Genomic DNA, 25,184 nt, shown 5'->3' on the forward strand with positions numbered 1-25,184 from the left:
ATACGACCGGTCAGCGGGTACGGGTGATCAGACGGACCAGCTCCCCTGCCGGACCGGACAACACCCGTGGCGGCCTCCAGACCGCGCGGAGCACACGCTGCAGGTCGAGTCCGTCCACCGCGACCGCGACCAGGCGACCGGAGTCGAGGTACTCCTCCACCGCGAGGGTGCTCAGCACCGCCGGGCCCGTCCCCCCGAGCACGCTCGTGCGGACCGCGGCTCCGCTCCCGAGTTCGAGCAGCGGTACGGTCCGGTCGTACTCCTGCAACGCGAGGTCGAGGGTGCGGCGGGTGCCGGACCCCTCCTCGCGGACGACCAGTGGTGTCGCCGCGAGTTCGGCCACGGTGAGCGGGCGCCGTCGCCGCGCCCACGGATGCTGCGGCGGGACGACCACGACGAGGCGGTCGCGTGCCACCGCGACACTGTGCAGTCCCTCCGGAACCGTCGGCCCTTCGACGAATCCGACGTCGCATCCGCCCTCGGCGACGACGTCGCACACCCGCATCGAATTGTGGACCTGCAACTGGATCTGGACGTCGTCGCGGAGCGTGCGGAAGGCGCCGAGCCACCGAGGGATGAGGTGTTCGGCGACCGTCATCGACGCCGCGACCACCAGTTCGGGTTGGTGTTCGACGCGCAGTGCGGAAGCGGCGTCGAGGAGGCGTTCCGCGTCGGCCAGGACCTCCCGCGCCCAGTGCGCGACCACCGTGCCCTCCGGGGTGAGCACCGAACCCGTCCGGCCCCGCCGCACGAGGACCGCGCCGAGTTGCCGCTCGAGCCGGCGCAGCATGCGGGTCGCGTTGGGTTGGGCGAGACCGGCCGCGCGGGCCGCGGCGCCGAGGCCGCCCCGGTCGTCGACCCCGACGAGCAGTTCCAGAGCGACGAGATCCGGCCAACTGGTCATGCACGAACGATATGCCCGATCCCCTGCCCATATCCATTCGGTATGACCTCATGTCCGATCGACGGCTGGTGCGGACCCCGCTGCGGCGGAAGAGTCGAGGCATGCTCACCGTCCACGCGCCCGCATCCCGGCCCACCGTCGTTCCGGGACTCCTGGTGGCCGCGACGGGCGCGGTCGTCGCACTGGGAGCGGCGCACCTGATCCCTGGGGCGAGCCCGCTGCTCGTCGCGATCGTCCTGGGTGTGATCGTGGCGAATGTGGGTCTGCCCGCACCGGTGGTCGGCCTTCTGGAACCGGGCCTGGCTACGGCCTCGAAGCGTCTGCTCCGGGTGGGGGTCGCGCTGCTCGGCGTGCAACTCGCGGTCTCCGATCTCGTCGACCTCGGGTGGGGCACGGTGATCGTCGCGGTGACCGTCGTCGTAGCGGGTATCGGTGGCTCGCTCGCCTTCGGACGGTGGCTCGGTGTGGGCTGGACCCAGCGTCTGCTCATCGCGTGCGGCTTCTCGATCTGCGGGGCCGCGGCCGCGGCGGCGGTCGACGGCGTGATCGACTCACGCAAACGCGAACTCGTCACCACCGTCGCACTGGTGGTCGTGTTCGGCACCGCGATGATCCCGCTCGTCCCGCTCGCCGCCGACATGCTCGGGCTGACCCCTGGGACGGCCGGCCTCTGGGCGGGTGCGGCGATCCACGAGGTCGCCCAGGTGGTCGCGACCGGCACCGCCCTCGAGGTCACCGCCGGTGGGGTGCTCGCCGCGGCGGTGACGGTCAAACTCGCCCGGGTGGCACTGCTGGCCCCGGTCGTGGCTGTCGTCGGGGTCGTCGCCCGGAGGCGCGGTGACGGCCGCCGCGACGAGCGAACTCCCCCGATCGTGCCGGCCTTCCTGCTGGGCTTCCTCGCGTGCGTCGCACTGCGCTCGACCGGACTGCTCGATCCGATCGTGGTGGAGGCCGCGGGGACGGTGCAGAGGACGCTGTTGACGGTCGCGATGTTCGCCCTGGGCGCGGGGGTGCGCCGGGAGGTGCTCCGCGGGGTCGGATGGCGCCCGATCGCGCTCGCGGCAGCGGCGACCGTCTGGGTCGCGGCGATAGCGCTGATCGGTGTGTCGTCGATCAGCGGGCGGTGACGATCAGTGGGCAGTGACGATCAGCGGGCAGTGACGATCAGTACGGCCGACGAGATCGCGAGCACCACGACCGTGGCGGCGACCGCGACGTTGCGCCACCAGAAGTAGGGCGCGCGTCCCGCGATCAGACCGCGCACCCGCGCGCGGTGACCGATCCGGGAGGCGAGCAGCACCGCGAGCACCGGCACGAGGCAGATCAGGCCGATTGTCGCGACGACGGCACCCGGGCCGGGCACGAACCGCATGAATCCGAGCACCACCGCACCGAGCACCGAGGCGGTGCGCAGCCACGCCAGACTCGTCCGTTCGGGCTGCAGACCGGCGTCGCCGTGCCGCAGATCGTCCGGGCCCACGATGCCGCTCGTCTCACCGGGCGATCGCGACGGCGAGCACGACCCCGGAGACCCCGAGGGCCACGGCGAGCAAGTAGGCCACCCACGGCACCGGGAGTGCCCGTCCGGTGCGCATCGCGTGCTCGACACGGTGCCAGCGGATCAGCGCGAACACGGTGAGCACGGCGGCGAATCCGAGCAGCGCGCACGCCAGCACCGTGCGGAGCCCTTCCGACACGATGCCGCCCGCGAAGGTCTCCAGCGCGACCGCCGCGGCGATGACGCCGAGCGCGGTCCGCACCCACGCGAGGAAGGTGCGCTCGTTGGCCAGCGTGAAACGAGGGTCCGGGTCCGTACCCTCCCGCAGCGCCTTCGGGCGCCAGCCTCCGCTGGTCTCCACGGAGCGGACTCTATCCCCGGACCGATCAACCCACGACGAGATCGGACCCGCGCGCCGTCACGGGACGGGTCTTCAACGGCCGCTTCGCCGGTCCTTCGATCGGGGCACCGTCGAGGTCGTACCGGCTGCCGTGGCACGGGCAGATGATGCGGTCGCCCTCGACACCGCTGAGATTGCAGCCCTGGTGGGTGCAGATCGCGATGAACGCGCGGAAGTCGCCCTCCGCGGGCTGGGTGACGACGAGCCTCTTCGATTCGAGCATGACGCCTCCGCCGACCGGCACGTCCGAGACGGCGGCGACGACCTCTGCGTCGGGTCCGGGAGGCGCCGTCGTGGTCGGTGCGGGCACCGCCGATTGCGCCTCGCCGGTGTCGCCGGACGTTCCGCAGGCCGTGAGGGCCGCGCCGGCCGCCACCACACCGGCACCGCCGATGAGAGTGCGGCGCGTGAGCGCCGTGCGGTCGAGGTTGTCGCTGCTCATGCACATGTCCGTTCGGGTCGGGATTCGGTTCTCCCGAGCCTATCGACGAACGTCCGGCCGGGCCGCGACCTGCGTCACCCCCGCTCGGTCAGTGACGCAGCGAGGCGAGCAGCGGAAGCCGGCGTCGGCGACGACCGAGTTCGACGAGGGTCTCGCGATCGGTGATCTTGACGCGGGGCCGGCCCTGGGCTCGTCCGGCGCGACGTTCGGCGGCGTCGATGGTCTTCCAGCCGTCCAGGTCCACCCGATCGGGCCGGCGCTGTCCGAGCAACCGGTTCAGCGCACGACGGTCGCCGCGGGGATCGGCGAGCGCACCGGAGTCGAAGTCTGCCAGCAGCGCGGCGACGGTCTCCTTCGCGCACCCCTTGTTGGTACCGATGACGCCGCTCGGCCCGCGCTTGGCCCAGCCGGTGACGTAGACGCCGGTGTCGACGCGACCGCCGGCGTTGGGAACGATGCCGCGGACGTCGTCGAAGGGCACGCCCGGCACGGGAACGCCGCGATAGCCGATCGACCGGAGCACGAGCGTGGCGGACAGGTCCTCGAACCGGCCGGTGGGACGGGCGGTGAGGCGGCCACCGTCGTCGACGAGTTCGGTGCGTTCGACCCGAACGCCGGTCACGTGGTCGTCGCCGAGCAGTTCGCTCGGCGCGGCGAGATACCGGAAGACGATGCGGCGGTGCCCGGGACGGACGGGTCGTTCGGCGTACTCGCGGGCGAGACGGACGCGCAGGGCCGTCGCCGCGTCCTCCTCCACGGCCCGGGCGCTCGCCGGATCGAGTTCGAGGTCGGCGTCGTCGACGACGATATCCACCCCGGTGAGGTCGCCGAGGGCGAGGAACTCCGGGTTGCTGTACGCGGCCTGGGCCGGGCCGCGCCGGCCGAGCAGGACGACCTCCCGGATGTTGCTCTCCCGCAGTGCCCTCAGAGCGTGATCGGCGATGTCGGTGCGCGCGAGTTCGTCGACGTCCATGGTGAGGATCCGCGCGACGTCGAGGGCGACGTTGCCGTTGCCGACGATGACGGCGCGTTCGCCGGACAGATCGAAGGTGCGGTCGGCGTAGTCGGGGTGGCCGTTGTACCAGGCGACGAACTCGGTGGCGGCGTGGCTGCCGGGCAGGTCCTCGCCGGCGATCCCGAGGCGGCGGTCGGACGACGCGCCGGTCGCGTAGATCACGGCGTGGTGGTGCTCGAGCAGTTCGGTGTGGGTGATGTCGCGCCCGATCTCGGTGGCGAGGTGCAGGGCGAACTCCTCGCGCCGGAACGACCATTCGAACGATTCCGTGACCGCCTTGGTCCCCGGATGGTCGGGGGCGACGCCGGCGCGCACGAGGCCGAAGGGAGTCGGGAGCCGGTCGAACATCTCGACCTCGACGTCGGACCGTTCGAGGAGTTCCTGGGCGGCGTAGCAGGCGGCGGGACCGGCGCCGACGATCGCGACCCGCAGCGTCCCGCGATCACGCGGAGGCGCCGGGGTGGGCACGAGGGGCTGCCACCCTTCCGGCGCCGGGTGGTCCTCGTACCAGGCCGCGTTGATCTCGGCGAACCGCTTCTGGGAGGGGTCGAGCCTGTCGTCGGGCAGGATCGCCTCGACCGGGCACGCGTCGGCGCAGGCGCCGCAGTCGATGCAGGTCTTCGGATCGATGTGCAGCATCTCGGCGGTGGCGAATCCGGGCTCGTCCGGCGATGGGTGGATGCAGTTCACAGGGCAGACCGCGACGCAGCTCGCGTCGTTGCAGCAGGTCTGGGTGATCACATAGGCCATGGGAAGGGTCCTCGGCAGCCGGGCGGAGCGTCCGCGAATTTCATGTAACGATCCGTAACAGTTAACTTGACTGTAGCGGCAGTCACCACGGGTTCGCAAGAGAACCTGCGACCGCCCACCGAAGCTGCGAGAATCGCACGATCGGACATCCGACCCGGGGGGACACATGGCCACGTCGACGCCGAGCACCGATCTGCCTCGGACGCGACCGCTGACGGAACTGCCCGAGCAGGCGGACCCCTTCTCCACCGAGCGCACCGTCCGCACCGGCGACGTCGACACCGGTAAGCGACTGCGACTCGACGGCATCGCCCGCTATCTCCAGGACATCGGCACCGACAACCTCGCCGCCGTCGGCGCGTCCGAGACCGACCCGCTCTGGATCGTCCGGCGCACGATCGTCGACGTGCACCGCCCCGCCGAGTACGGCCGCACGCTCCGACTGCGACGCTGGTGCGACGCCCTGTCGACGCGGTGGGCGAACGTGCGGGTCCGCTTCGACGACCCAGGCGACGCCCCGGACGGCCCGCTGATCGAGACCGCGGCGTTCTGGATCGACATCGGTCCCACCACCGGCGCCCCCACCCGGATCAGCGACGGCCTGTTCGAGCACATGGCCCGCTACGCGCACGACACACGCCTGAAGTGGACGGCGTGGCTGCCCGCTCGCGCACCCGACGAGGTCGACGACGAACGCGTCTTCCCCCTGCGTGCCACCGACCTCGACCCGTTCGGGCACGTCAACAACGCCGTCTACTGGCACGGCGTCGAAGAACTCCTGTCCCTCCGGCCGGACGTCCCGGACTCGCCGTACCGGGCGGTGATCGAGCACCTGCGTCCCGTCGCTGCCGGCGAGACCCTCACGTTGCGGACGACCCTGCGGGAGGACGGACTGACGGTCTGGTTCACGGTCGAGGATCACACTCGCGCGGTCGCGTGGATCGGCCGGAATCCGGACGCTCTACGGTGGACCCCATGACCCGTACCCTGATCTTGCTGCGCCACGGCAAGTCCGCGTACCCGGACGACGTGGACGATCACGAGCGTCCCCTCTCCCCCCGCGGACGCCGCGAGGCCGGTCTCGCCGGTCGCTGGATCCGGGCGAACCTGCCCGAGGTGGACGCCGTTCTGTGCTCCACCGCGACCCGGACACGCAAGACCCTCGCCGAGGCGGCCGTCGAGGCGCCCGTCGAGTACCGCAACAGCCTGTACCACGCCGATCCGGAATCCCTGGTCGCCGAGATCCGCGGAACGGCCGACGACGTGCAGACCCTGCTGGTCATCGGGCACGAACCGACCCTCTCCGCCACCGTCCTCGGGCTCATCACGGACCACAGCACCGACGCCGCCCATCAGGTGGCCGAGAAGTTCCCCACCTCCGCGATCGCGGTCCTCACGGTGAGCGGATCCTGGTCCGAACTGTCGCGAGGCACCGCCGAACTCGTGGACTTCCACATCCCGCGCTGACCCACCCCGAGCAAACTGCCACGGGATGCCCGCACGCAACAACGGCGTCACTGCCGGGAAGAAATGACGAAGGCCCCGCCCCCGAAGAGAAGAGGGCGGGACCTTCGTCGTCTACTACGGCAGCGAACTACCGGTAGTCGTTGGAGTAACCGTAGTCATCCAGCGGCACTGCAGCGCCGGTGTTCTGGCCGAAGCCGTCCGGCGAGTAGTACTGGTCGTCGTACGCCGGGATGGCGTACGCGGCCGCGCGGGCCTCCTCGGTCGGCTGGACCTCGATGTTCCGGTACTTGTTGATACCGGTACCCGCGGGGATCAGCTTGCCGATGATCACGTTCTCCTTGAGACCGATCAGCTTGTCCGAGCGGCAGTTGATCGCCGCGTCGGTCAGCACGCGAGTGGTCTCCTGGAAGGACGCCGCCGACAGCCACGAGTCGGTGGCCAGCGACGCCTTCGTGATGCCCATGAGGACCGGACGGCCGGCAGCCGGCTCGCCACCCTCCTGGACCACACGACGGTTCGCAGCCTCGAACTCGCTGCGCTCGACGAGCGAACCGGGCAGGAACTCCGTCGAGCCCGAGTCGATGATCGTCACGCGACGCAGCATCTGGCGCACGATGACCTCGATGTGCTTGTCGTGGATCGACACGCCCTGGCTCCGGTAGACCTCCTGGACCTCGTGGACCAGGTGGACCTGAACCTGACGCGGGCCCATCACGCGCAGCACCTCGTGCGGATCGGCAGAGCCCTCGAGGAGCTGCTGACCGACCTCCACGTGGTCGCCGTCCGCGAGCACGCCTTCGGTGCCGTCGGCCTTGCGGATGACGTGCAGACGCTGACGCTTGGACAGCTTGTCGTACACGACCTCCTCGCCACCGTCGTCGGGGATGATCGTGATCTTGTAGAAACGATCGTCGTCCTCGAGGCGGATGCGGCCGGAGACGTCGGCGATCGGGGCCTTGCCCTTGGGGACGCGGGCCTCGAACAGCTCCTGGACGCGGGGCAGACCACCGGTGATGTCCTCACCGACGCCACCCTGGTGGAAGGTACGCATCGTCAGCTGCGTACCGGGCTCACCGATCGACTGGGCGGCGACGATACCGACGGCCTCGCCGATGTCGACGAGCTTGCCCGTCGCCATCGAACGGCCGTAGCAGGTCGCGCAGACGCCGGTGCCGGTGTCGCAGGTCAGGACCGAGCGGACCTTGACCTTCTGGATGCCGGCCTCGAGCAGCGCCTCGATCGCCGGATCGCCGAGGTCGGAACCACGCTCGACGACGACGTTGCCGTTCGCGTCGACCGCATCCGTCGCCAACGTACGGGCGTAGGTGCTGGTCTCGATGTGAGCGTCGCGGACGAGCTCACCGGTCGGCTGACCGGTCGCGTCGCGTGCGAGCTCGGCGATGGTCATCTCGATGCCGCGCGGCGTGCCGCAGTCGACCTCGCGGACGATGACGTCCTGCGAAACGTCGACCAGACGACGGGTCAGGTAACCCGAGTCGGCGGTACGGAGAGCGGTGTCGGCCAGACCCTTACGCGCGCCGTGCGTGTTGATGAAGTACTCGGCGACGGTCAGGCCCTCACGGAAGGAGGACTTGATCGGGCGCGGGATGAACTCGCCCTTCGGGTTCGTCACCAGACCCTTCATGCCCGCCAGCGAGCGGATCTGGGTCATGTTGCCCGCAGCACCGGACTTGACGATCGTGGGGATCGGGTTGTCGTCCGGGTAGTGCGCCTCCATGACCTGACCGACCTCTTCGGTCGCTTCCTGCCACAGCTTGACAAGCGAATCGCGACGCTCGTCCTCCGAGAGCTTGCCTCGGTCGTACTGCCGCTGGATGGCGTCGGCCTGTGTCTCGTACCGCTCGAGGATGTCCTTCTTCTCCGGCGGAACGAGCACGTCCGCCATCGAGATGGTGACACCCGAACGCGTGGCCCAGTAGAAACCGGCGTCCTTGAGCTTGTCGACGGTCTGCGCGACGACGATCATCGGGTACCGCTCGGCCAGGTCGTTGATGATCGCGGCCTGGCGCTTCTTCGGCATGATGTCGTTGACGAACGCGTAGTTCGTCGGCAGCAGCTCGTTGAACAGCACGCGACCGAGGGTGGTCTGCGTGATCCACGCCTGACCGTACTTCCAGCCCTCCGGGAACAGCTCGTTCTCGACGTCGCGCGGCGGACGCAGCTGGGTCAGGCGCACCTTGATCGGAGCCTGGACCGACAGCACACCGCGGTCGACGGCCATCTGGGCCTCGGCCGGCGACGAGTAGACGCCCTGCTCGGGCTCGTCGGCGGTCGCGGCCTTGTAGGCGCCGGGGGCGTCCTCGACCAGGCGGGTCAGGTGGAACAGACCCGTGACCATGTCCAGACGCGGCATGGCGAGCGGGCGGCCCGATGCCGGCGACAGGATGTTGTTCGACGACAGCATCAGGATGCGGGCCTCGGCCTGCGCCTCCGCGGACAGCGGGAGGTGCACGGCCATCTGGTCGCCGTCGAAGTCGGCGTTGAAGGCCTCACACACGAGGGGGTGCAGCTGGATGGCCTTGCCCTCGACGAGCTGCGGCTCGAACGCCTGGATACCGAGGCGGTGCAGCGTGGGAGCACGGTTCAGCAGAACCGGGTGCTCGTTGATGACCTCTTCGAGGACGTCCCACACCTGCGGGCGCTGACGCTCGACCATGCGCTTGGCGGACTTGATGTTCTGCGCGTGGTTGAGGTCGACGAGACGCTTCATCACGAACGGCTTGAACAGCTCGAGCGCCATGAGCTTCGGCAGACCGCACTGGTGCAGCTTGAGCTGCGGACCGACGACGATGACCGAACGGCCCGAGTAGTCGACGCGCTTACCGAGCAGGTTCTGACGGAAGCGGCCCTGCTTGCCCTTGAGCAGATCGGACAGCGACTTGAGCGGACGGTTACCGGGACCGGTGACCGGCCGGCCACGACGGCCATTGTCGAAGAGGGCGTCGACCGACTCCTGCAGCATCCGCTTCTCGTTGTTGACGATGATCTCGGGGGCACCGAGGTCGATCAGTCGCTTGAGGCGGTTGTTGCGGTTGATGACGCGGCGGTACAGGTCGTTGAGGTCGGAGGTCGCGAAGCGGCCACCGTCGAGCTGCACCATCGGACGCAGTTCCGGCGGGATCACCGGCACGGCGTCGAGCACCATGCCCATGGGCGAGTTGCCGGACTGCTGGAACGCAGCCACGACCTTCAGGCGCTTGAGAGCACGGAGCTTCTTCTGGCCCTTGCCGCTGCGGATGGTCTCGCGCAGCGACTCGGCTTCGGCGTCGATGTCGAAGTTCTCGATGAGCTTCTGGATCGCCTCGGCACCCATGGCACCGGTGAAGTACTCGCCGTAGCGGTCCTGCAGCTCGCGGTAGATCATCTCGTCGACGATCAGATCCTTCGGCTTCAGCTTCGTGAAGGTCGTCCAGATCTCGTCGAGACGGTCGAGCTCGCGCTGCGCACGGTCGCGGAGCTGACGCATCTCGCGCTCGCCGCCGTCCTTGACCTTGCGGCGGACGTCGGACTTGGCGCCCTCGGCCTCGAGTTCGGCGAGGTCGGCTTCGAGCTTCTGCGCACGGGCCTCGAGGTCGGCGTCGCGCTGGTCGGCGACCGCCTTCTTCTCGACCTCCATCTCGGCTTCGAGAGTGGAGAGCTCGTTGTGGCGCAGCTCGTCGTCGACGGACGTGATGACGTACGCGGCGAAGTAGATGATCTTCTCGAGATCCTTCGGCGCGAGGTCGAGCAGGTAGCCGAGGCGGCTCGGCACACCCTTGAAGTACCAGATGTGCGTCACCGGAGCGGCGAGCTCGATGTGGCCCATGCGCTCACGGCGGACCTTGGCGCGGGTCACCTCGACGCCGCAGCGCTCGCAGATGATGCCCTTGAAGCGGACACGCTTGTACTTGCCGCAGTAGCACTCCCAGTCCCGGGTGGGACCGAAGATCTTCTCGCAGAACAAGCCGTCCTTCTCGGGCTTGAGCGTGCGGTAGTTGATGGTCTCCGGCTTCTTGACCTCGCCGTACGACCAGTTACGGATGTCCTCGGCGGTGGCCAGGCCGATCCGGAGTTCATCGAAGAAGTTGACGTCGAGCACGTAACTTCCTTTCCCCTGTGCGGGTTGTATTGCTGCTAGTTGTCGCTATCGCTGCCGGGGCCCGATGCGGTACGCGCCCGGTGGTGTCGGGGTGCGTACCGCATCGGCTCGGCTCCTAGTTCGCGAGGTCGTCGACCGTGGCCGACTCGTTGCGGGAAAGGTTGATGCCCAGGTTGGCGGCCGCCCGCTCGAGGTCCTCGTCGTCGCCGTCGGCCATCGCGATGGCCGCGCCGTCGCTGGAGAGGACCTCCACGTTCAGGCACAGCGACTGGAGTTCCTTGAGGAGCACCTTGAACGACTCGGGGATACCCGGCTCGGGGATGTTCTCGCCCTTGACGATCGCCTCGTAGACCTTGACGCGACCGACAACGTCGTCGGACTTGATCGTGAGCAGTTCCTGGAGGGTGTAGGCGGCGCCGTAGGCCTGCATCGCCCAGCACTCCATCTCACCGAAGCGCTGACCACCGAACTGCGCCTTACCACCGAGCGGCTGCTGCGTGATCATCGAGTACGGACCGGTCGAACGCGCGTGGATCTTGTCGTCGACCAGGTGGTGCAGCTTGATGATGTACATGTAGCCGACCGACACCGGGTACGGGAACGGCTCGCCGGAGCGACCGTCGAACAGCGTCGCCTTGCCGTCGGGGCCGACCATGACCTCACCGTCGCGGTTCGGCAGCGTCGAGGACAGCAGACCCGTCAGCTCCTCCTCGCGGGCACCGTCGAACACCGGCGTGGCGATGTTGGTGTCGGGCTCGGCGGCGAGCATCTCCTCGGAGAGGTTCTGCGCCCACTCGGGACGGCTGCCGTCGTCGGCCACCTGGATCTGCCAGCCGGCCTTGCCGATCCAGCCCAGGTGCGTCTCGAGGACCTGGCCGATGTTCATACGACGCGGAACACCGTGGGTGTTCAGGATGATGTCGACCGGGGTGCCGTCGGGCAGGAACGGCATGTCCTCCTGCGGGAGGATCTTGCCGATGACGCCCTTGTTGCCGTGGCGGCCGGCGAGCTTGTCGCCGTCCTGGATCTTGCGCTTCTGCGCCACGTACACGCGGACGAGCTCGTTGACGCCCGGAGGCAGATCGTCGTCGTCCTCGCGCGAGAACACGCGAACACCGATGACCTTGCCGTTCTCACCGTGGGGCACCTTGAGCGAGGTGTCGCGGACCTCGCGCGCCTTCTCACCGAAGATCGCGCGGAGCAGGCGCTCCTCGGGGGTCAGCTCGGTCTCGCCCTTCGGCGTGACCTTGCCGACGAGGATGTCGCCGTCGCGGACCTCGGCACCGATGCGGACGATGCCACGCTCGTCGAGGTCGGCGAGGACCTCGTCGGAGACGTTCGGGATGTCGCGGGTGATCTCCTCCGCACCGAGCTTGGTGTCGCGGGCGTCGATCTCGTGCTCCTCGATGTGGATCGAGGTGAGCACGTCCTCCTCCACGAGGCGCTGCGACAGGATGATCGCGTCCTCGTAGTTGTGGCCCTCCCACGGCATGATCGCCACGAGCAGGTTCTTGCCGAGCGCCATCTCACCGTTCTCGGTGCAGGGGCCGTCGGCGAGGACCTGGCCGGACTCGACGCGCTGTCCCTCGTCCACGATCGGACGCTGGTTCGAGCAGGTGCCCTGGTTCGAACGGTCGAACTTGCGCAGACGGTAGGTCTTGCGGGTTCCGTCGTCGGCCATGACCGTGATGAAGTCGGCGGAGACCTCTTCGATCACGCCGCTCTTCTCGGTGACGATGACGTCGCCGGCGTCGACGGCGGCACGCAGCTCCATGCCGGTACCGACGATCGGCGACTCGCTGCGCACCAGCGGCACCGCCTGACGCTGCATGTTCGCGCCCATGAGGGCACGGTTGGCGTCGTCGTGCTCGAGGAACGGGATCATCGCGGTCGCGACCGACACCATCTGGCGCGGCGAGACGTCCATGTACTCGACCTGGTCGGCGGCGACGTACTCGATCTCCGCGCCCTTCTTACGGACGAGGACACGCTCGTCCGAGAAGCGGTTGTCGGAACCGATCGGCGAGTTGGCCTGGGCGATGAGGTAGCGGTCCTCCTCGTCGGCCGTGAGGTACTCGACCTCGTCGGTGACGACACCGTCGACGACCTTGCGGTAGGGCGTCTCGATGAAGCCGAACGGGTTGACCCGCGCGTACACCGACAGCGAGCCGATCAGGCCGATGTTCGGGCCTTCCGGGGTCTCGATCGGGCACATGCGGCCGTAGTGCGACGGGTGGACGTCGCGGACCTCGAGGCCGGCGCGCTCACGCGACAGACCGCCGGGGCCCAGCGCCGACAGACGACGCTTGTGCGTCAGGCCCGACAGCGGGTTGTTCTGGTCCATGAACTGCGACAGCTGGGAGGTTCCGAAGAACTCCTTGATCGCGGCCACGACCGGACGGATGTTGATCAGGGTCTGCGGCGTGATCGCCTCGACGTCCTGGGTGGTCATGCGCTCACGGACCACGCGCTCCATGCGGGACAGGCCCACGCGGATCTGGTTCTGGATGAGCTCACCGACCGTGCGCAGACGACGGTTGCCGAAGTGGTCGATGTCGTCGACCTCGACGGGAACCTCGACGCCGCCGGGGACGGTCATCTTGTTCTCGCCCGCGTGCAGACGCACGAGGTACTCGATCGTGGCGACGATGTCTTCCTCGGTGAGGGTGGACGCCTCGATCGGCTGACCCGTGTTCAGGCCGAGCTTCTTGTTGATCTTGTAACGACCCACGCGCGCCAGGTCGTAGCGCTTGTCCTTGAAGAAGAGGTTCTCCAGCAGGGTCTGCGCGCTCTCCTTGGTCGGCGGCTCGCCCGGACGGAGCTTGCGGTAGATATCGAGGAGCGCCTCGTCGGTGCCCGCGGTGTTGTCCTTCTCGAGCGTCGACATCATGATCTCGGAGAACCCGAAACGCTCGACGATCTGCTCGGTGGACCAGCCCAGCGCCTTGAGCAGCACGGTGACCGGCTGACGGCGCTTGCGGTCGATACGCACACCGACGGTGTCGCGCTTGTCGACGTCGAACTCGAGCCAGGCACCGCGGCCCGGGATGACCTTGACGCTGTGCAGGTCCTTCTCGGTGCTCTTGTCGACGTTCTTGTCGAAGTACACGCCCGGCGAACGGACGAGCTGGGACACCACGACACGCTCGGTGCCGTTGATGATGAAGGTGCCCTTGTCGGTCATCATCGGGAAATCACCCATGAAGACCGTCTGGCTCTTGATCTCACCGGTGTTGTTGTTGATGAACTCGGCAGTGACGAACAGCGGAGCTGCGTACGTCATGTCCTTGTCCTTGCACTCCTCGACGGAGGCCTTGACCTCGTCGAAACGAGGATCGGAGAAGGACAGGGACATCGAACCCGAGAAATCCTCGATCGGCGAGAGCTCGTCGAGGATCTCCTCCAGGCCACCGACGACGTGACCGTCGCCGCGCTCGGCAGCCTTCGCGCGCCAGCGCTCCGAGCCGATCAACCATTCGAAGGAATCGGTCTGTAGATCGAGGAGCCCGGGAACTTCGAGGGGTTCGCGAATCTTCGCGAACGACACCCTCGTCGGGGCTCCGGGGATTCCGGCTACTGCCTTGGTCTGGCTAGAGACTGCCAAGATGCGTCCTTCCAGCACCTCACGCGGGCCGCTCCAACCGGTGCGACCGCCGCTGTACCTGCTTCTTCATGTGGGGCGTTTTCGCTGGTCGCAACCCGAACGAGAACCCCACCGACGCACCGAAACGGTCTCGCCTGAATGGGCGAATCCGACTCGACGATCAGAAGGTGAACAGGAGGCAGCCAGCGCAAAGAACTAACCTACACCAAAGTAGGCAAAATGTCCACAGGGGTGCCTCAAAGAAACCTGGCAAACGACCTCGAACGGCTCACGAGGAAGCCTTCAGTCGAACAGGCGTACCGATAGAGTGACCGCTCGCGTCGCCTGCGTCAAGACTGCGCGTCCGGAACGATCCGCGCGTCGCGGCCGCGGACGCCCCCGGTGAGGGGGCGATCCGCAGCCGTCGTCACCGGTCGCGGATCTCCGAGACCAGCCATCGTCCGTCCGACTTCTCCATCCTCACCAGCAGCGGTGCGGCCGCGCTCCCCTGGGCGATCCCATCGCCGGTGGCGCTGACGTTGATGTAGGCGGCGACCTCGGCGCGGGTGTCGTCGAGCATCGTCGGGCCGATGTGCTCGACCATCACCTCGGTGACCGTGCGGGTGTCGATCGCGGCCTTCTTGGTGACGTCCGCGGTCGAGTCGAACTCCTCGAGCCGCTCCGGGGTCAGCAACTCCCGGATCCGGCCGAAGTCCTCGTCGATGGTGCGGTAGTCGTAGCCGTGCATGGTCTCGATCGCGACCTTCGCTGCCTCGGTGACCTCCCGGGTCTCCGCCGTGTCGACCCACGCGACGTTCGAGACGTCGGCGCCGGGACGGAAGGCCGCAACCGCGGCGATCACCGCGAGTACCACCGCCACCGCACCGACGACGATCACCGGGCGCCACCCACCGGAGGCACGCGATCCGCCGGCCTCACCGGCGGGAGGCTCCGGCGGGTCCACCGGCTCGGTCGCAGTCTCCACCGGGTCCGCTGCCGGGGTCCCCGTCACATCGCCGGCCGCCGGAGCCGGCTTCTCCTGTTTCTTCTCCTGCTTGTCGAACGTCACCTCGGACGGTCGCGACGGCTCGGCAGGAGCCTTCTCGGCAGGGGTCTCCACCGGTCCGGTGCCCACCTGCTCGGGCGGCGTGATCGTCCGCTCCGTCCGGGACGGGCGTTCGTCCTCTGCAGGGCTCATCCGGGGCGGTCGGGACGTGCCGGCGACCTTCGGCCGACGGCGCGGGGGCCCGCTGGGGCCGGTCTTCCGTCGCTGCGGGGGCACTACACGTTCTCCTTCGTCGACTTGCCGAACATCACGGGCCCGCCTCTCCTTCGGGCGCGGGCTCCCCGGAGTCCTCGGGCACTCCGCTGTCTCCGGGTGCGGACTGCGCGCCGGGATCGGGGGCCGGTGCACCGGGGACCGGTCCCGACTCCATCTCGACGGAGGCGAGCGGCTCGATCGTCTCGGCCTTCCACACGTCGCCGTCCTTGCGCAGCGACACGAGCACCGGGACCTTGTTGGTCACGAAGTACTCGGGGGTCTGGGTGCGCACGGCGAGCACGACGAGCGCCTTGCCCAGATCGTCGTCGGTGTTGAGTTCGGTGAGCGTTCCGAACAGCACCTCGGCCGACATGCTGGTGCCGGTCTCCGCGACCCGGGCCCGGATGTCCTCCTCGGTCGCCGCGAGATCGTTGCGCAGGGCGTCGCCGGTGATCGACGACCGCATGTTCTCGATCGACAGGTCGACGTCGTTCGCGTCGACACTGTTCAGGTTGACGGCCGCCTGCATGGCTCCCGAGAGCGCGGCGTCGCGCGCCTCGGCAGCCGAGCGATCCACCAGGAGCGCACGCCCCCAGCCGTAGCCGAACCACACCGCCGCCGAGAGGGCGACGACGGCGAGCACCGAGACGACGGCGAGGGCCGCCCTGCGTGCCCCACCCGGTCCCCGACCGTCCGCGGGCGGGCTGCCGTCGGCGGATGGGGGCGGGGTGGGCGGAGCGTCGGAGGAAATTGGTGCACTCACTCCACAAACCTACTAACTGCTCACTTCGGGGTGACTCCGAGCAACGGCGCGAGCTGCGTCGCGATCGGATTCAGGTTGAGCTTGTCGGGGTCCTTCTTCGGCTTGAAATCCCAGGGCTGGATCGTGTTCGGATCGGCGAAGACGATGCGGTTCGCGCTGCGCACGCCGGTGACACTGCCCTGCGGCACCTCGCACGAGGCGTTCGTGTTGAACGGGAAGTCCTGCTGGGTCTCGTCGAAGTTCGGATCCTGCGCGCGCATCTGCGCGAGGATCTCCTGCGTCCCCTCGTACCCGATGGTGCACGAAGGCGGATTGTTGGTCTCGAGCACGATGCCCTGACGCACCGCGCCGTCGCCCGGAGCGACCGTACTCGCACTGCCCGCGACGGCGGGAAGGAAGGCCAGCAGCGGCTGCAGAGCGATGGACTGCGGCGCTGCCGCTTCCGCCACCGCCGCGAGGTTGGCGAGGTCGGTGGTCAGACCCGGGCCGGAACCCTCGATCAGCTGCGAGAGCTGGTCGCTCGCGTCGGTGCCGGTGTCGATCAGGCGCCGCAGATCGGGGTCGCTGTCGCGGAGCTGCGCGGTCACCAGATCCAGATCCGAGCTGAACTGCCGGATCGCCGACGACTGGTCGGACTGCGTGTCGAGCACCGTGAGGCTGTCGCGGATCAGCGTGACGGTCTGCGGCAGGTATTCGGCGCCCTTCTCGCTGAGTCCGGCGAGCGCGTCGACGAGCACCTGCAGGTCGTCGCCGCGACCGTCGAAGGCCGCGCCGAGTTCGGTGACGACGGTGCGCAGCGGCTCGAGCGGAACCGAGTACACGAGGTCGTTCGTGCTCAGCAGCAGATCCTCGACCGGCGTGGGCAGATCCTCCTCGGTGCCCTCGATGACGGAGCCCTGTTCGAGATAGGGGCCCTCGTCGGTCGGCGGTTGCAGATCGACGTACTGCTCACCGATCGCCGACCGGTTCGCCACGACCGGGCGCGCCGACGCCGGGATCTGCGGGCCACCGTTGTCGAGGCGCAGCTCGACGTTGATGCCGTCGTCCGTGAGACTGAGCGCCCCGACACGGCCCACGGGCACCCCGCGGTAAGTGACCTCGGCGTTCGGGAAGATGCCGCCGCCGGTCGGGAACCGTGCGTCGACGGTGTACTGGCCGAACCCCATGAGGTTGTCGAGCCGCACGTACCGGGCACCGACGAACACGATGCCGAGCAGCGCGATGATCACGAACAGCGCGAGCTGCACTTTCACCAGGCGCGATCTCACTGCCCACCCCCGAGTCCGAGCTGATTCAGCAAACCTTGCAACGGCCCCGGCTGCGGGGCCTCGTCACCGTCGGTCTCGGCGTCGGTGTCCGCACCGGCCTCGGTGACCCCCGGAATCTCGATGCCGTCGGGCAGCGACACCCCCTCGGGCAGCGTCACACCCGGCAGACGCGGGGTGGGAAGCACCGGCAGCAACGACACCGTGGGCCAGCCCGGAGCGGGTCCGTTCCCGTCGTAGTACGGATTGGACGGGTCGACGAGCGGCTTCGGATTGCCGAACTTCGGCTCGCGGTAGACCGGGTCGCCCTGACCCACACCGAGCGCGGCCAGCGCGTTGCCGATCTGCAGGTCGACCACGAGGAAGAGGTTCACCGAGTTGCCCAGCGCGACCTTCTCGACACCGTCCGGGAACGGCACAGTGGGCACGAAGGCGAGCGCCTCGACCAGGTCGTCACCCGACGCCGCGAGCGACTGGAGGGTCGGGCGCAGCGCCAGGAGGTCGGCGATCAGATCCTCCTTGGACCGATCGAGGACATCGACACCCGCGGTGCCGAGCCGGTCGAGCTGGCCGAGCAGCTGGGTCAGCTGCGGCCGCTGCTGCTCGAGCACCTCGGTCGCGACCGGCAGTTCGTCGAGCACGGCTGCGATCTTGTCGTTCTGCTCCGCGACCCGCACCGTGAGCTCGTCGAGCCCGTCGAGGGCCCGGGTGATGTCGTCGCGTTGCTGTTCGAGACCGGTGATCAGGGTCTCGGCCTGCTCGATGAGGCTGCGCGTGGTGCCCTCGCGGCCGTCGAAGGCCGTCGACAGTTCGCTGACGATCGGCGCGAGCTGACCGACACCGCCACCGTTGAGCAGCAGCGACAGCGCGCCGAGCACCGGTTCGAGTTCGGTGGCGTGCCGGGTGCGGTCGAGCGGGATCACGTCGCCGTCGGCGAGCCGGCCCGTCGGGGGCTCGTCCTCCGGAGGTGTGAGCTGCACGAACTTCTCACCGAGCAGACTCGACTGTTCGACGCTCGCGAGCGCGTTCGCCGGCAGGTCGACACTCGAGTCGAGCACGATGTCGACGTCGGCGGTCCACCCGAAATCGGATGCGACCGAGATCGACTCGACGCGCCCGACCGGCACGCCGTCGACCTTCACGCTCGACTGCGGAACCAGGTCGAGCACGTCGTCGAACTGGATGGACAGACGGATCGGATCGCTACCCACATCGGCGCCGCCGGGCAACGGGACGTCGGACAGACCTCCGCAGCCCGTGACCGTCACCGCGACCACGCACGCGGCCGCTCCGAAGACACCTGTGCGGCCCATCCTCTTCGCGCCGCTCACCGATCTCCTCCCTGGAGGTCGAGCCGGGGCGAGACCACGCCGGGCACCGTGCCCGGGGTGACCTGCCGCTGAATGTTCTCGCCGCTCAGGACACCGAACGGCAGGATCAGATCCGGGGACCGCTGGTCCTCGGTGATCTGCGTGGCGACGTCGCGGCACCGGTCGATCAGCGGCTGCATCTGCCGGCCGAGCTGCTCGAAACGTTCGTCGCCGGGCACGAGATTGCCCAGATCGATGAGCTTGCACACCGCTCCCGCAGGGTCCTGCAGGTCGGGCAGCACGAGGCGCGACGCGAGCACACCGGCTTCGGCGTCGTAGGAGTTGACGAGGTTGCTCACCGCGAGCGGGAGCAGGGTCAGCGAATCCACGAGTTCCTGCCGGCGGTTCGACAGGGTCTCCGTGATCGGCACGAGCGCGTCGACGTTGTCCTTCACGGCCGCCTGGTTGTCGCGCACGAACGTCGCGACGTCGCCGAGCGTGACCGACAGCGTGTTCAATGCCTCACCGAGGTTCTGCCGCTCCCCCGCCAGGAATCCCGACAGGTCCGAGAGCTGGGCGTTGAACTGACGCACCTGGTCGTCGTTGGCCGCGAGGGCGCTGACGAACACCTGCAGGTTCTCGATCGTGCCGTAGAGGTCGTCGCGCGACTGGTCGAGCGTGCGCGCGGCGGCCGAGAGGTTCTCGATGCTCTGCCCCAGGGCCTCACCGTTGCCGGCAAGGTTCTCCGCACCGACCTCCACGAAGTCGGTCAGTGCGCCCTCGCGGTTCGCGCCGTCGGGACCGAGCGCGCGGGAGAGCTCGTCGATGCTCGCGTAGAGCTCGTCGACCTCCACGGGGGTGGCGGTGCGCTCGCGGTCGATCACCGCACCGCTGCTCATCGTGTCGCCGCCGGTGTAGGCGGGAGTGAGCTGCACGTAACGGTCGGCGACCACCGAGGGGGTGATCTGCACGGCGCGGGCGTCGGCGGGGATGTCGATGCCGCGGTTCACCCGCAGACCGACCTTCACGAGGTCGCCCTGCGGTTCCACGGAGGTCACCTTCCCGACCTCGACGCCCAGCACCCGGACATCGGAACCCTCGTAGATGCCGACGGCCTTGTCGAAGTAGGCGGTGATCTCGGTGGTGCCCAGTCGGGTGAGCATCCACCAGCCCGCTCCGGCCAGGGCCACCGCGACCGCCACGACGGCCGCGATCAGCGCGATGCGCCCGCGATTGCTGCGGGACTCGCCGTTCTCGGCGTGTGCCATCAGTTGCCCCCTTCCAGGCGGCGACCGGGCTCGCGGTAACCGGGGATCTCCGGCAGGCCCGGCGGGGTCAGGTTCACGACGACCTGGTCGAACCACCGGCCGTTGCCGACGACGTTGGTGTAGACGCGCACGAACGGCTCGTACAGTTCCATGGCCCGATCGAGGTTGTCGTTGTTCTCCTGGAGGATGTCGACGACGCCGCGCAACTGCTGCAGGGCGGGACCGATGGTCTCGCGGTTCTCCTCGACGAGCCCGGAGAGCTCGGCCGACAACCGCTTGGTGCCGTCGAGCAACTGCGAGATCGCCTCCTGCCGGTTGTTCAGTTCCGCGACGAGCAGCGCACCGTCGGAGAGCAACCGGTTGAACTCGGCGTTGCGGTCGGCGAGCACCTTCGAGACGTTGCCGGTCGCGTCGAGGAGCTTCTTCAGCTCCTGGTCACGACTCGCGACCGTCTCGGACAGGCGGCTGATGCCGTCGAGCGAGGCCCGGATGTCGTCGGGTGTCTCCGAGAAGGCCTCCGACAGGGTCTGGAAGCCGGTTGCGAGCTGCTCGGAGTCGATCTCGCCGAGGGTCGTGGCCGCCGACGAGAACGCCTCGATCACGTCGTACGGCGCGACGGTCCGGTCGAGCGGGATCCGGTCGTCCGGGTCGAGCACCTCCCCTCCCCGCGGCTCGAGCGCCAGATACTTCTGCCCGAGGATCGTCTTGATCTGGATGGAGGCCGCCGTGTCGTCCCCGACCCAGGCGTCCTGGACCTTGAACGAGACGATCACGCGGTCGCCCTCGAGGTCGACTCCGGTGACCTTGCCGACCTTCACGCCGGCGATGCGCACCTCGTTGGTGGGTTTGAGACCTGCGGCCTCACTGAACTCGGCCTTGTAGGTCGCGCCTGCCCCGATGATGGGCAGTTCGTCGAGAAAGAAGGCGGACAGTGTCCCCAGCAGCACCACGACGATGCCCAGGGCACCGGCGGCGGCCGGACTGCGACGTTTGCTCATCGTCCCTGCAACTCCTGCATCCCCTCCTGCGAGCAACGCTTCGCCGCATTCGTGTAGATGGGTTGGTTCACGGTGGGCAGCCCCGTCGGCAGATTCAGATACGGGACCGAACCGGGACCTGCGACGACGTCGATACCGCACAGGTAGAACTGGAACCACGACCCGTAGCTGGCCACGCGCCCGAGCTTGTCGAGCTTGACCGGCAACGTCTCGAGGACGCGGTCGACCTCGTCGCGGTTCGCGTTGAGATTCGAGGTGACCTGTTCGAGCGCCGTGATCGACTGCGCGATCGACGGGCGGGTGGGCTCGAGGACGTCGGAGACCGCGTCCGTCAGCCCGGCCATCGACGCGACCGCCGAACCGACGGTCTCCCGGTCGGCCGACAATCCGCTGACGAGTGCCTGCGTGTTGACCAGCAGCGAATCGAGCTGCTCGTCGCGCTGGTCGATCGTGGCCAGGACCGTGTTGAGGTTGTCGATCACCGCACCGATCACGCGATCCTTGTCGGCGATGGTGTTGGTCAGCGACGCGGTGCTGCGCACCAGATCGTCGATCGTCCCGGCCTCACCCTGGAAGACCTGGATGATCTGGAACGAGAGCTTGTTGACGTCGTCGGCGCTCAACGTCTGGAACAACGGACGGAAGCCGTCGAAGAGCGTCGTGAGGTTCACCGCCGGCTTCGTGCGCTCGATCGGGATCGTGTCGCCGCCCGTGATCTTCTCGCCCTGCGCGCCCTCACCCTGACCGAGCGCGATGTAGCGCTGGCCGACGAGATTGCGGAACCGGATGGTCGCGGTGGCTCCGGCCGGGAGCCAGTCGCGCTCCTCGAGCGAGAAGGTGACCCGCGCCTGCCGTTCGTCGAAGACCGAGATCTCCTCGACCTGTCCCACGCGGACACCCGCGATGCGGATGTCGTCGCCCTTGTTGAGGGAGGTGACGTCGGAGAAGATCGCGTGGAACTTCGTTCCTCCCCCACCACCGACACTGGCGATGGTCGCGGCGAGGACACCGGTCGCGAGGATGGTGACCACGGCGAACACGATGAGTTTGATCAGGGGTGCTGCCAGACCTCTCACTGGAAGCTCACCTCCGTACCGCGGATCGCCGGAGCCCCGAGCCGGGTGGTCCAGGACGGGACCTCCTCGGGGTCGACGCCGGTGGCCTGCCCGTAGATCACGTCGAGCGTGTCCTGTTCCAGACGCGAGCCCGCGTACGAGACGGGAGTGGCGCCGCCGTCCGAGGTGCCGATGATCTCGCCGACGTCGTCGGGGACACCGGACCCTGCCGGGGCAGGGAAGAAATCGATGGTCTCGGGGCCGGGATTACGCGACGGCACCTGGTACGAACCGTCGTTGACCGAACCGCCCGGATACTGCGGGAAGTTGCGGCCCGGAGCGGTCACGTCGTTGTAGCAGGCCGGTCCGCGATCGTCGAGCAGACGCGGTTCGTCCTGGTTCGGCAGGTAGCGGCCCTTGGGGTTGGTGAACTGGATGTTCGCACGCACACCCGGGAACGGGTCGTCGGCTGCGAGCAGGTCGACAGCGGCCGGCTTCGCGTCGGCGAATCCCTTGAAGGTGCAGGGGAAGGACGGCGAGTAACGGGCGAGCAGCTGCAGCGCCTCCTTCGAATCGGCGGACAGCGTGATGATCGAGTTCGAGTTCTGCTCGATGAAATCGGCCGTCTGCGACGACGCTCCCGTCGCGCTCGCGAGCAGCGTGCGGATCTGGTTCTGCTGTTCGACGACCGTGCCACCCGTCGTGCGCAGGTTGTTCAGCGCCTCGACGAGCTCCGGTGCAGCCTCGGAGTAGGTCTGCGAGAAGTCGGCGAGTCCGCGCAGATCCTCCTGCAGCGTGGGCAGTTCGACGTTCACCTCACGGAAGATCCGTTCCAGATCGTCGACCGTCCGTCCCAGCTTCTCGCCGCGTCCGCTCAGTCCCTGGGCGAGGGCGCCGAGCGTGTTGGCGAGGTCCTGCGGCGGGACGGCCTCGAGGAGTGGGAGCAGCCCGTCGAGCACATCGCCGAGCTCGACGGTGCGCTCGCTCGTGTCCTGCACCAGCACATCGCCGTTCGTAACGGGACGGCCCGGATCGTCGGGGATGATCAGCGAGACGTAGCGCTCACCGAAGAGGGTCTTCGGCAGCAGCTGTGCCGTGGCGTTGACCGGGATCAGTTCGGCCTTGTCGGGGTCGAGAGCGAGATGTGCGGTGACGTCGCCGCCTTCCGCGCTCGTTCCGCGGACCTCGCCGACGAGCACACCGCGCGCCTTGACGTCGGCGTTGAGCGGCAGGGCGTTGCCGATGCTGTCGGTGCGGAGGTCGACCTTCACGACCTTCGTGAACGTCTTGTTGTACATCGCGATCGTGACGTACAGGAACAGCGCCAGCACCACGAAGAAGATCAGTCCCAGGGTGCGGCGACGCACGGGCGAAGTGGTCGTGTCGCTCATCCGGCCACCCTCACCGTGGTCGTCGTGCCCCAGATCGCGAGGCTGAGGAAGAAGTCGAGGATCGCGATCGTCACGATCGCGGTACGCACCGCGCGGCCCACGGCCACACCGACGCCGGCAGGGCCGCCGCTGGCGTGGAAACCGTAGTAGCAGTGGATGAGGATGACCACGAACGCGAAGACGAGCACCTTCGCGAACGAATACAGCACGTCCTCCGGTGGGAGGAACAGATAGAAGTAGTGGTCGTACGAGCCGCTCGACTGGCCGTTGAACAGCGTGCTGATCGTGCGGGTCGCGAGATAGGCCGCGAGGAGACCGATGATGTACAGCGGGATCACGGCGACGAAGCCGGCGATCATCCGGGAGGTCACCAGGAACGGCAGCGACGGCACGGCCATCACCTCGAGGGCGTCGATCTCCTCGCTGATCCTCATGGCGCCGAGCTGCGCCGTGAAGCCGCAGCCCACGGTCGCCGACAACGCGAGCGCTGCGACGATCGGGGCCAGCTCGCGGGTGTTGACGTAGGCCGAGAGGAAGCCGGTGAGCACCGACGAGCCGAGCTGCTCGAGCGCGGCGTAACCCTGCAGACCCACGACGACGCCGGTGAAGCCGGACATCATCGCGATGACGCCGATGGTGCCACCGATCACGGCGAGCGCACCGCTGCCGAAGGTGACCTCGGCGAGCAACCGCAGGACTTCCTTGCGGTAGTGGGTGAGGGTTCGCGGGGTCCACGCGACGGCGCGCGCGTAGAAGGACATCTGGTCCCCCGCGCGGTCGAGCACGTTCAGCGGTGCGCGCACCGCTCGGCGACCCCGGAGAAGAACGAGATCTCCGCGGCCTCTGGAGACTGTCATCTGGTCAGGATCCCTTCGCAGGAACGATCTGCAGGTACACCATCGTCAGGATCAGGTTCGCGAAGAAGAGCAGCAGGAACGTGATGACGACGGTCTGGTTCACGGCCTCCCCCACGCCCTTCGGACCCGCGCCGGGGTGCAGTCCCTTGTAGGACGCGACGACTCCGGCGATCAACCCGAAGATCGCAGCCTTGAGTTCGGCGACGTAGAGGTCGGGTAGCTGTGCCAGGGCGGAGAAGGAGGCGAGGTAGGCGCCGGGGGTACCGCCCTGCAGCACGACGTTGAAGAAGTACCCGCCGGCGATGCCGATCACGGAGACGAGACCGTTGAGCAGGAGCGCGACGAGCACCATCGCCAGTACTCGCGGGACGACGAGTCGCTGGATGGGATTGATACCCAGCACCTCCATCGCGTCGATCTCCTCGCGGATCGTCCGCGATCCGAGGTCGGCCGTGACCGCGGAGCCGGCTGCACCGGCGATCAGCAGGGCCGTCACGATCGGACTGCCCTGCTGGATGACCGCCAGGACGCTCGCGGCGCCGGTGAACGATTCAGCGCCGAGCTGTTTGATCAGCGACCCGGTCTGCAGCGAGACGACGGCACCGAACGGGATCGCGACGAGCGCCGTCGGAAGAATCGTGACGCTGGCGATGAACCACGCCTGTTCGATGAATTCCCGGAACTGGAACGGTCGGCGGAAGGTGTTCCGCACGACGTCGACGAACAGTTCGACGATGTTGCCGGCCTGGGTGAGTGCGCCGTGAACCGGCCGCACGAGCGAGCTGCCCGCCCCCATCTACTCTCCTACTTCTCCAGCCTGCGGCTGTACTACCACTGACGTTGTACGACTGCTGCGGC

General features: G+C 68.3%; 20 protein-coding genes. 3 read left to right on the plus strand and 17 right to left on the minus strand.

Annotated features, from left to right (window positions below):
* Positions 1-10: 10 nt before the first annotated feature.
* Complete coding sequence (locus U9J23_RS17655) at positions 11-904, minus strand: LysR family transcriptional regulator (protein WP_326599466.1); 894 nt, start codon at positions 902-904, stop codon at positions 11-13.
* A 101-nt stretch (positions 905-1,005) separates the two neighbouring features.
* Between U9J23_RS17655 and U9J23_RS17660 the strand changes: the two genes are divergently transcribed.
* Positions 1,006-2,031 carry a YeiH family protein gene (locus tag U9J23_RS17660; protein ID WP_085470317.1) on the plus strand — a complete coding sequence of 342 codons (1,026 nt, stop codon included), beginning with the start codon at positions 1,006-1,008 and terminating at the stop codon, positions 2,029-2,031.
* Positions 2,032-2,051: 20 nt separating this feature from the next.
* Here the strand turns inward: U9J23_RS17660 and U9J23_RS17665 are convergent, their stop codons facing one another.
* The 4 genes from U9J23_RS17665 to U9J23_RS17680 all read right to left on the minus strand — a co-directional run bounded on the left by U9J23_RS17665 (position 2,052) and on the right by U9J23_RS17680 (position 5,009).
* Positions 2,052-2,384, minus strand: a complete 333-nt coding sequence (locus tag U9J23_RS17665) for a DUF202 domain-containing protein (RefSeq protein WP_106199093.1) — start codon at positions 2,382-2,384, stop codon at positions 2,052-2,054.
* Between the two features lie 13 nt (positions 2,385-2,397).
* Positions 2,398-2,763: a YidH family protein gene (locus U9J23_RS17670; protein WP_085470319.1), complete on the minus strand. Its 366-nt coding sequence runs from the start codon at positions 2,761-2,763 to the stop codon at positions 2,398-2,400.
* Between the two features lie 25 nt (positions 2,764-2,788).
* Positions 2,789-3,244 carry a Rieske (2Fe-2S) protein gene (locus U9J23_RS17675; protein ID WP_106201481.1) on the minus strand — a complete coding sequence of 152 codons (456 nt, stop codon included), beginning with the start codon at positions 3,242-3,244 and terminating at the stop codon, positions 2,789-2,791.
* Between the two features lie 88 nt (positions 3,245-3,332).
* Positions 3,333-5,009 carry an FAD-dependent oxidoreductase gene (locus U9J23_RS17680; RefSeq protein WP_106199092.1) on the minus strand — a complete coding sequence of 559 codons (1,677 nt, stop codon included), beginning with the start codon at positions 5,007-5,009 and terminating at the stop codon, positions 3,333-3,335.
* Positions 5,010-5,175: 166 nt separating this feature from the next.
* Between U9J23_RS17680 and U9J23_RS17685 the strand changes: the two genes are divergently transcribed.
* Together U9J23_RS17685 and U9J23_RS17690 are read left to right on the plus strand one after the other, a co-directional pair.
* On the plus strand, positions 5,176-5,988 hold the full coding sequence (locus U9J23_RS17685; RefSeq protein WP_326599471.1) for an acyl-[acyl-carrier-protein] thioesterase: 813 nt from the start codon (positions 5,176-5,178) through the stop codon (positions 5,986-5,988).
* The gene (locus tag U9J23_RS17690) at positions 5,985-6,476 is read left to right on the plus strand and encodes a SixA phosphatase family protein (protein ID WP_326599473.1); all 492 of its coding nucleotides are present in this window, start codon (positions 5,985-5,987) and stop codon (positions 6,474-6,476) included. Before U9J23_RS17685 ends, U9J23_RS17690 begins: the two co-directional genes overlap by 4 nt.
* A 127-nt stretch (positions 6,477-6,603) precedes the next feature.
* Here U9J23_RS17690 and U9J23_RS17695 read toward each other — a convergent pair whose 3' ends face one another.
* From U9J23_RS17695 to U9J23_RS17750, 12 genes are all read right to left on the minus strand, one after another.
* Positions 6,604-10,575: a DNA-directed RNA polymerase subunit beta' gene (locus U9J23_RS17695; RefSeq protein WP_085469607.1), complete on the minus strand. Its 3,972-nt coding sequence runs from the start codon at positions 10,573-10,575 to the stop codon at positions 6,604-6,606.
* 115 nt (positions 10,576-10,690) lie between these two features.
* Positions 10,691-14,197, minus strand: coding sequence for a DNA-directed RNA polymerase subunit beta (gene rpoB / locus U9J23_RS17700; protein ID WP_230823090.1), 3,507 nt, complete (start codon positions 14,195-14,197; stop codon positions 10,691-10,693).
* A 388-nt stretch (positions 14,198-14,585) separates the two neighbouring features.
* Positions 14,586-15,356 carry a hypothetical protein gene (locus tag U9J23_RS17705; protein WP_229579450.1) on the minus strand — a complete coding sequence of 257 codons (771 nt, stop codon included), beginning with the start codon at positions 15,354-15,356 and terminating at the stop codon, positions 14,586-14,588.
* Positions 15,357-15,471: 115 nt separating this feature from the next.
* The gene (locus U9J23_RS17710; RefSeq protein ID WP_326602953.1) at positions 15,472-16,062 is read right to left on the minus strand and encodes a hypothetical protein; all 591 of its coding nucleotides are present in this window, start codon (positions 16,060-16,062) and stop codon (positions 15,472-15,474) included.
* A 140-nt stretch (positions 16,063-16,202) separates the two neighbouring features.
* Positions 16,203-17,450, minus strand: coding sequence for an MCE family protein (locus U9J23_RS17715; protein WP_085469610.1), 1,248 nt, complete (start codon positions 17,448-17,450; stop codon positions 16,203-16,205).
* Positions 17,447-18,760, minus strand: a complete 1,314-nt coding sequence (locus U9J23_RS17720) for an MCE family protein (protein WP_085469611.1) — start codon at positions 18,758-18,760, stop codon at positions 17,447-17,449. The genes U9J23_RS17715 and U9J23_RS17720 overlap by 4 nt, the downstream gene beginning before the upstream one ends.
* A 14-nt stretch (positions 18,761-18,774) precedes the next feature.
* Positions 18,775-20,025, minus strand: coding sequence for an MCE family protein (locus tag U9J23_RS17725; RefSeq protein ID WP_326599482.1), 1,251 nt, complete (start codon positions 20,023-20,025; stop codon positions 18,775-18,777).
* Entirely contained in the window at positions 20,025-21,023 is a 999-nt protein-coding gene (locus U9J23_RS17730; RefSeq protein ID WP_059383311.1) for an MCE family protein, read from the minus strand. Before U9J23_RS17730 ends, U9J23_RS17725 begins: the two co-directional genes overlap by 1 nt.
* Positions 21,020-22,099, minus strand: coding sequence for an MCE family protein (locus U9J23_RS17735; RefSeq protein WP_059383312.1), 1,080 nt, complete (start codon positions 22,097-22,099; stop codon positions 21,020-21,022). The genes U9J23_RS17730 and U9J23_RS17735 overlap by 4 nt, the downstream gene beginning before the upstream one ends.
* Positions 22,096-23,469, minus strand: coding sequence for an MCE family protein (locus tag U9J23_RS17740; RefSeq protein ID WP_059383313.1), 1,374 nt, complete (start codon positions 23,467-23,469; stop codon positions 22,096-22,098). Before U9J23_RS17740 ends, U9J23_RS17735 begins: the two co-directional genes overlap by 4 nt.
* Entirely contained in the window at positions 23,466-24,326 is an 861-nt protein-coding gene (locus U9J23_RS17745) for an MlaE family ABC transporter permease (RefSeq protein WP_024101684.1), read from the minus strand. Before U9J23_RS17745 ends, U9J23_RS17740 begins: the two co-directional genes overlap by 4 nt.
* A gap of 4 nt (positions 24,327-24,330) precedes the next feature.
* Positions 24,331-25,122: an MlaE family ABC transporter permease gene (locus tag U9J23_RS17750; RefSeq protein WP_006552286.1), complete on the minus strand. Its 792-nt coding sequence runs from the start codon at positions 25,120-25,122 to the stop codon at positions 24,331-24,333.
* Positions 25,123-25,184 lie beyond the last annotated feature (62 nt).

This window comes from Rhodococcus sp. PD04 (assembly GCF_035918275.1).
Lineage (GTDB): Bacteria > Actinomycetota > Actinomycetes > Mycobacteriales > Mycobacteriaceae > Rhodococcus > Rhodococcus rhodochrous.

Coding starts and splice junctions, on each gene's coding strand:
- U9J23_RS17745 (WP_024101684.1), bottom strand. CDS start 24,326: ATGACAGTCTCCAGAGGCCGCGGAGATCTCGTTCTTCTCCGGGGTCGC.
- U9J23_RS17720 (WP_085469611.1), bottom strand. CDS start 18,760: ATGGGCCGCACAGGTGTCTTCGGAGCGGCCGCGTGCGTGGTCGCGGTG.
- U9J23_RS17750 (WP_006552286.1), bottom strand. CDS start 25,122: ATGGGGGCGGGCAGCTCGCTCGTGCGGCCGGTTCACGGCGCACTCACC.
- U9J23_RS17705 (WP_229579450.1), bottom strand. CDS start 15,356: ATGAGCCCTGCAGAGGACGAACGCCCGTCCCGGACGGAGCGGACGATC.
- U9J23_RS17690 (WP_326599473.1), top strand. CDS start 5,985: ATGACCCGTACCCTGATCTTGCTGCGCCACGGCAAGTCCGCGTACCCG.
- U9J23_RS17730 (WP_059383311.1), bottom strand. CDS start 21,023: ATGAGCAAACGTCGCAGTCCGGCCGCCGCCGGTGCCCTGGGCATCGTC.
- U9J23_RS17660 (WP_085470317.1), top strand. CDS start 1,006: ATGCTCACCGTCCACGCGCCCGCATCCCGGCCCACCGTCGTTCCGGGA.
- U9J23_RS17685 (WP_326599471.1), top strand. CDS start 5,176: ATGGCCACGTCGACGCCGAGCACCGATCTGCCTCGGACGCGACCGCTG.
- U9J23_RS17655 (WP_326599466.1), bottom strand. CDS start 904: ATGACCAGTTGGCCGGATCTCGTCGCTCTGGAACTGCTCGTCGGGGTC.
- U9J23_RS17740 (WP_059383313.1), bottom strand. CDS start 23,469: ATGAGCGACACGACCACTTCGCCCGTGCGTCGCCGCACCCTGGGACTG.
- U9J23_RS17680 (WP_106199092.1), bottom strand. CDS start 5,009: ATGGCCTATGTGATCACCCAGACCTGCTGCAACGACGCGAGCTGCGTC.
- U9J23_RS17675 (WP_106201481.1), bottom strand. CDS start 3,244: ATGAGCAGCGACAACCTCGACCGCACGGCGCTCACGCGCCGCACTCTC.
- U9J23_RS17725 (WP_326599482.1), bottom strand. CDS start 20,025: ATGGCACACGCCGAGAACGGCGAGTCCCGCAGCAATCGCGGGCGCATC.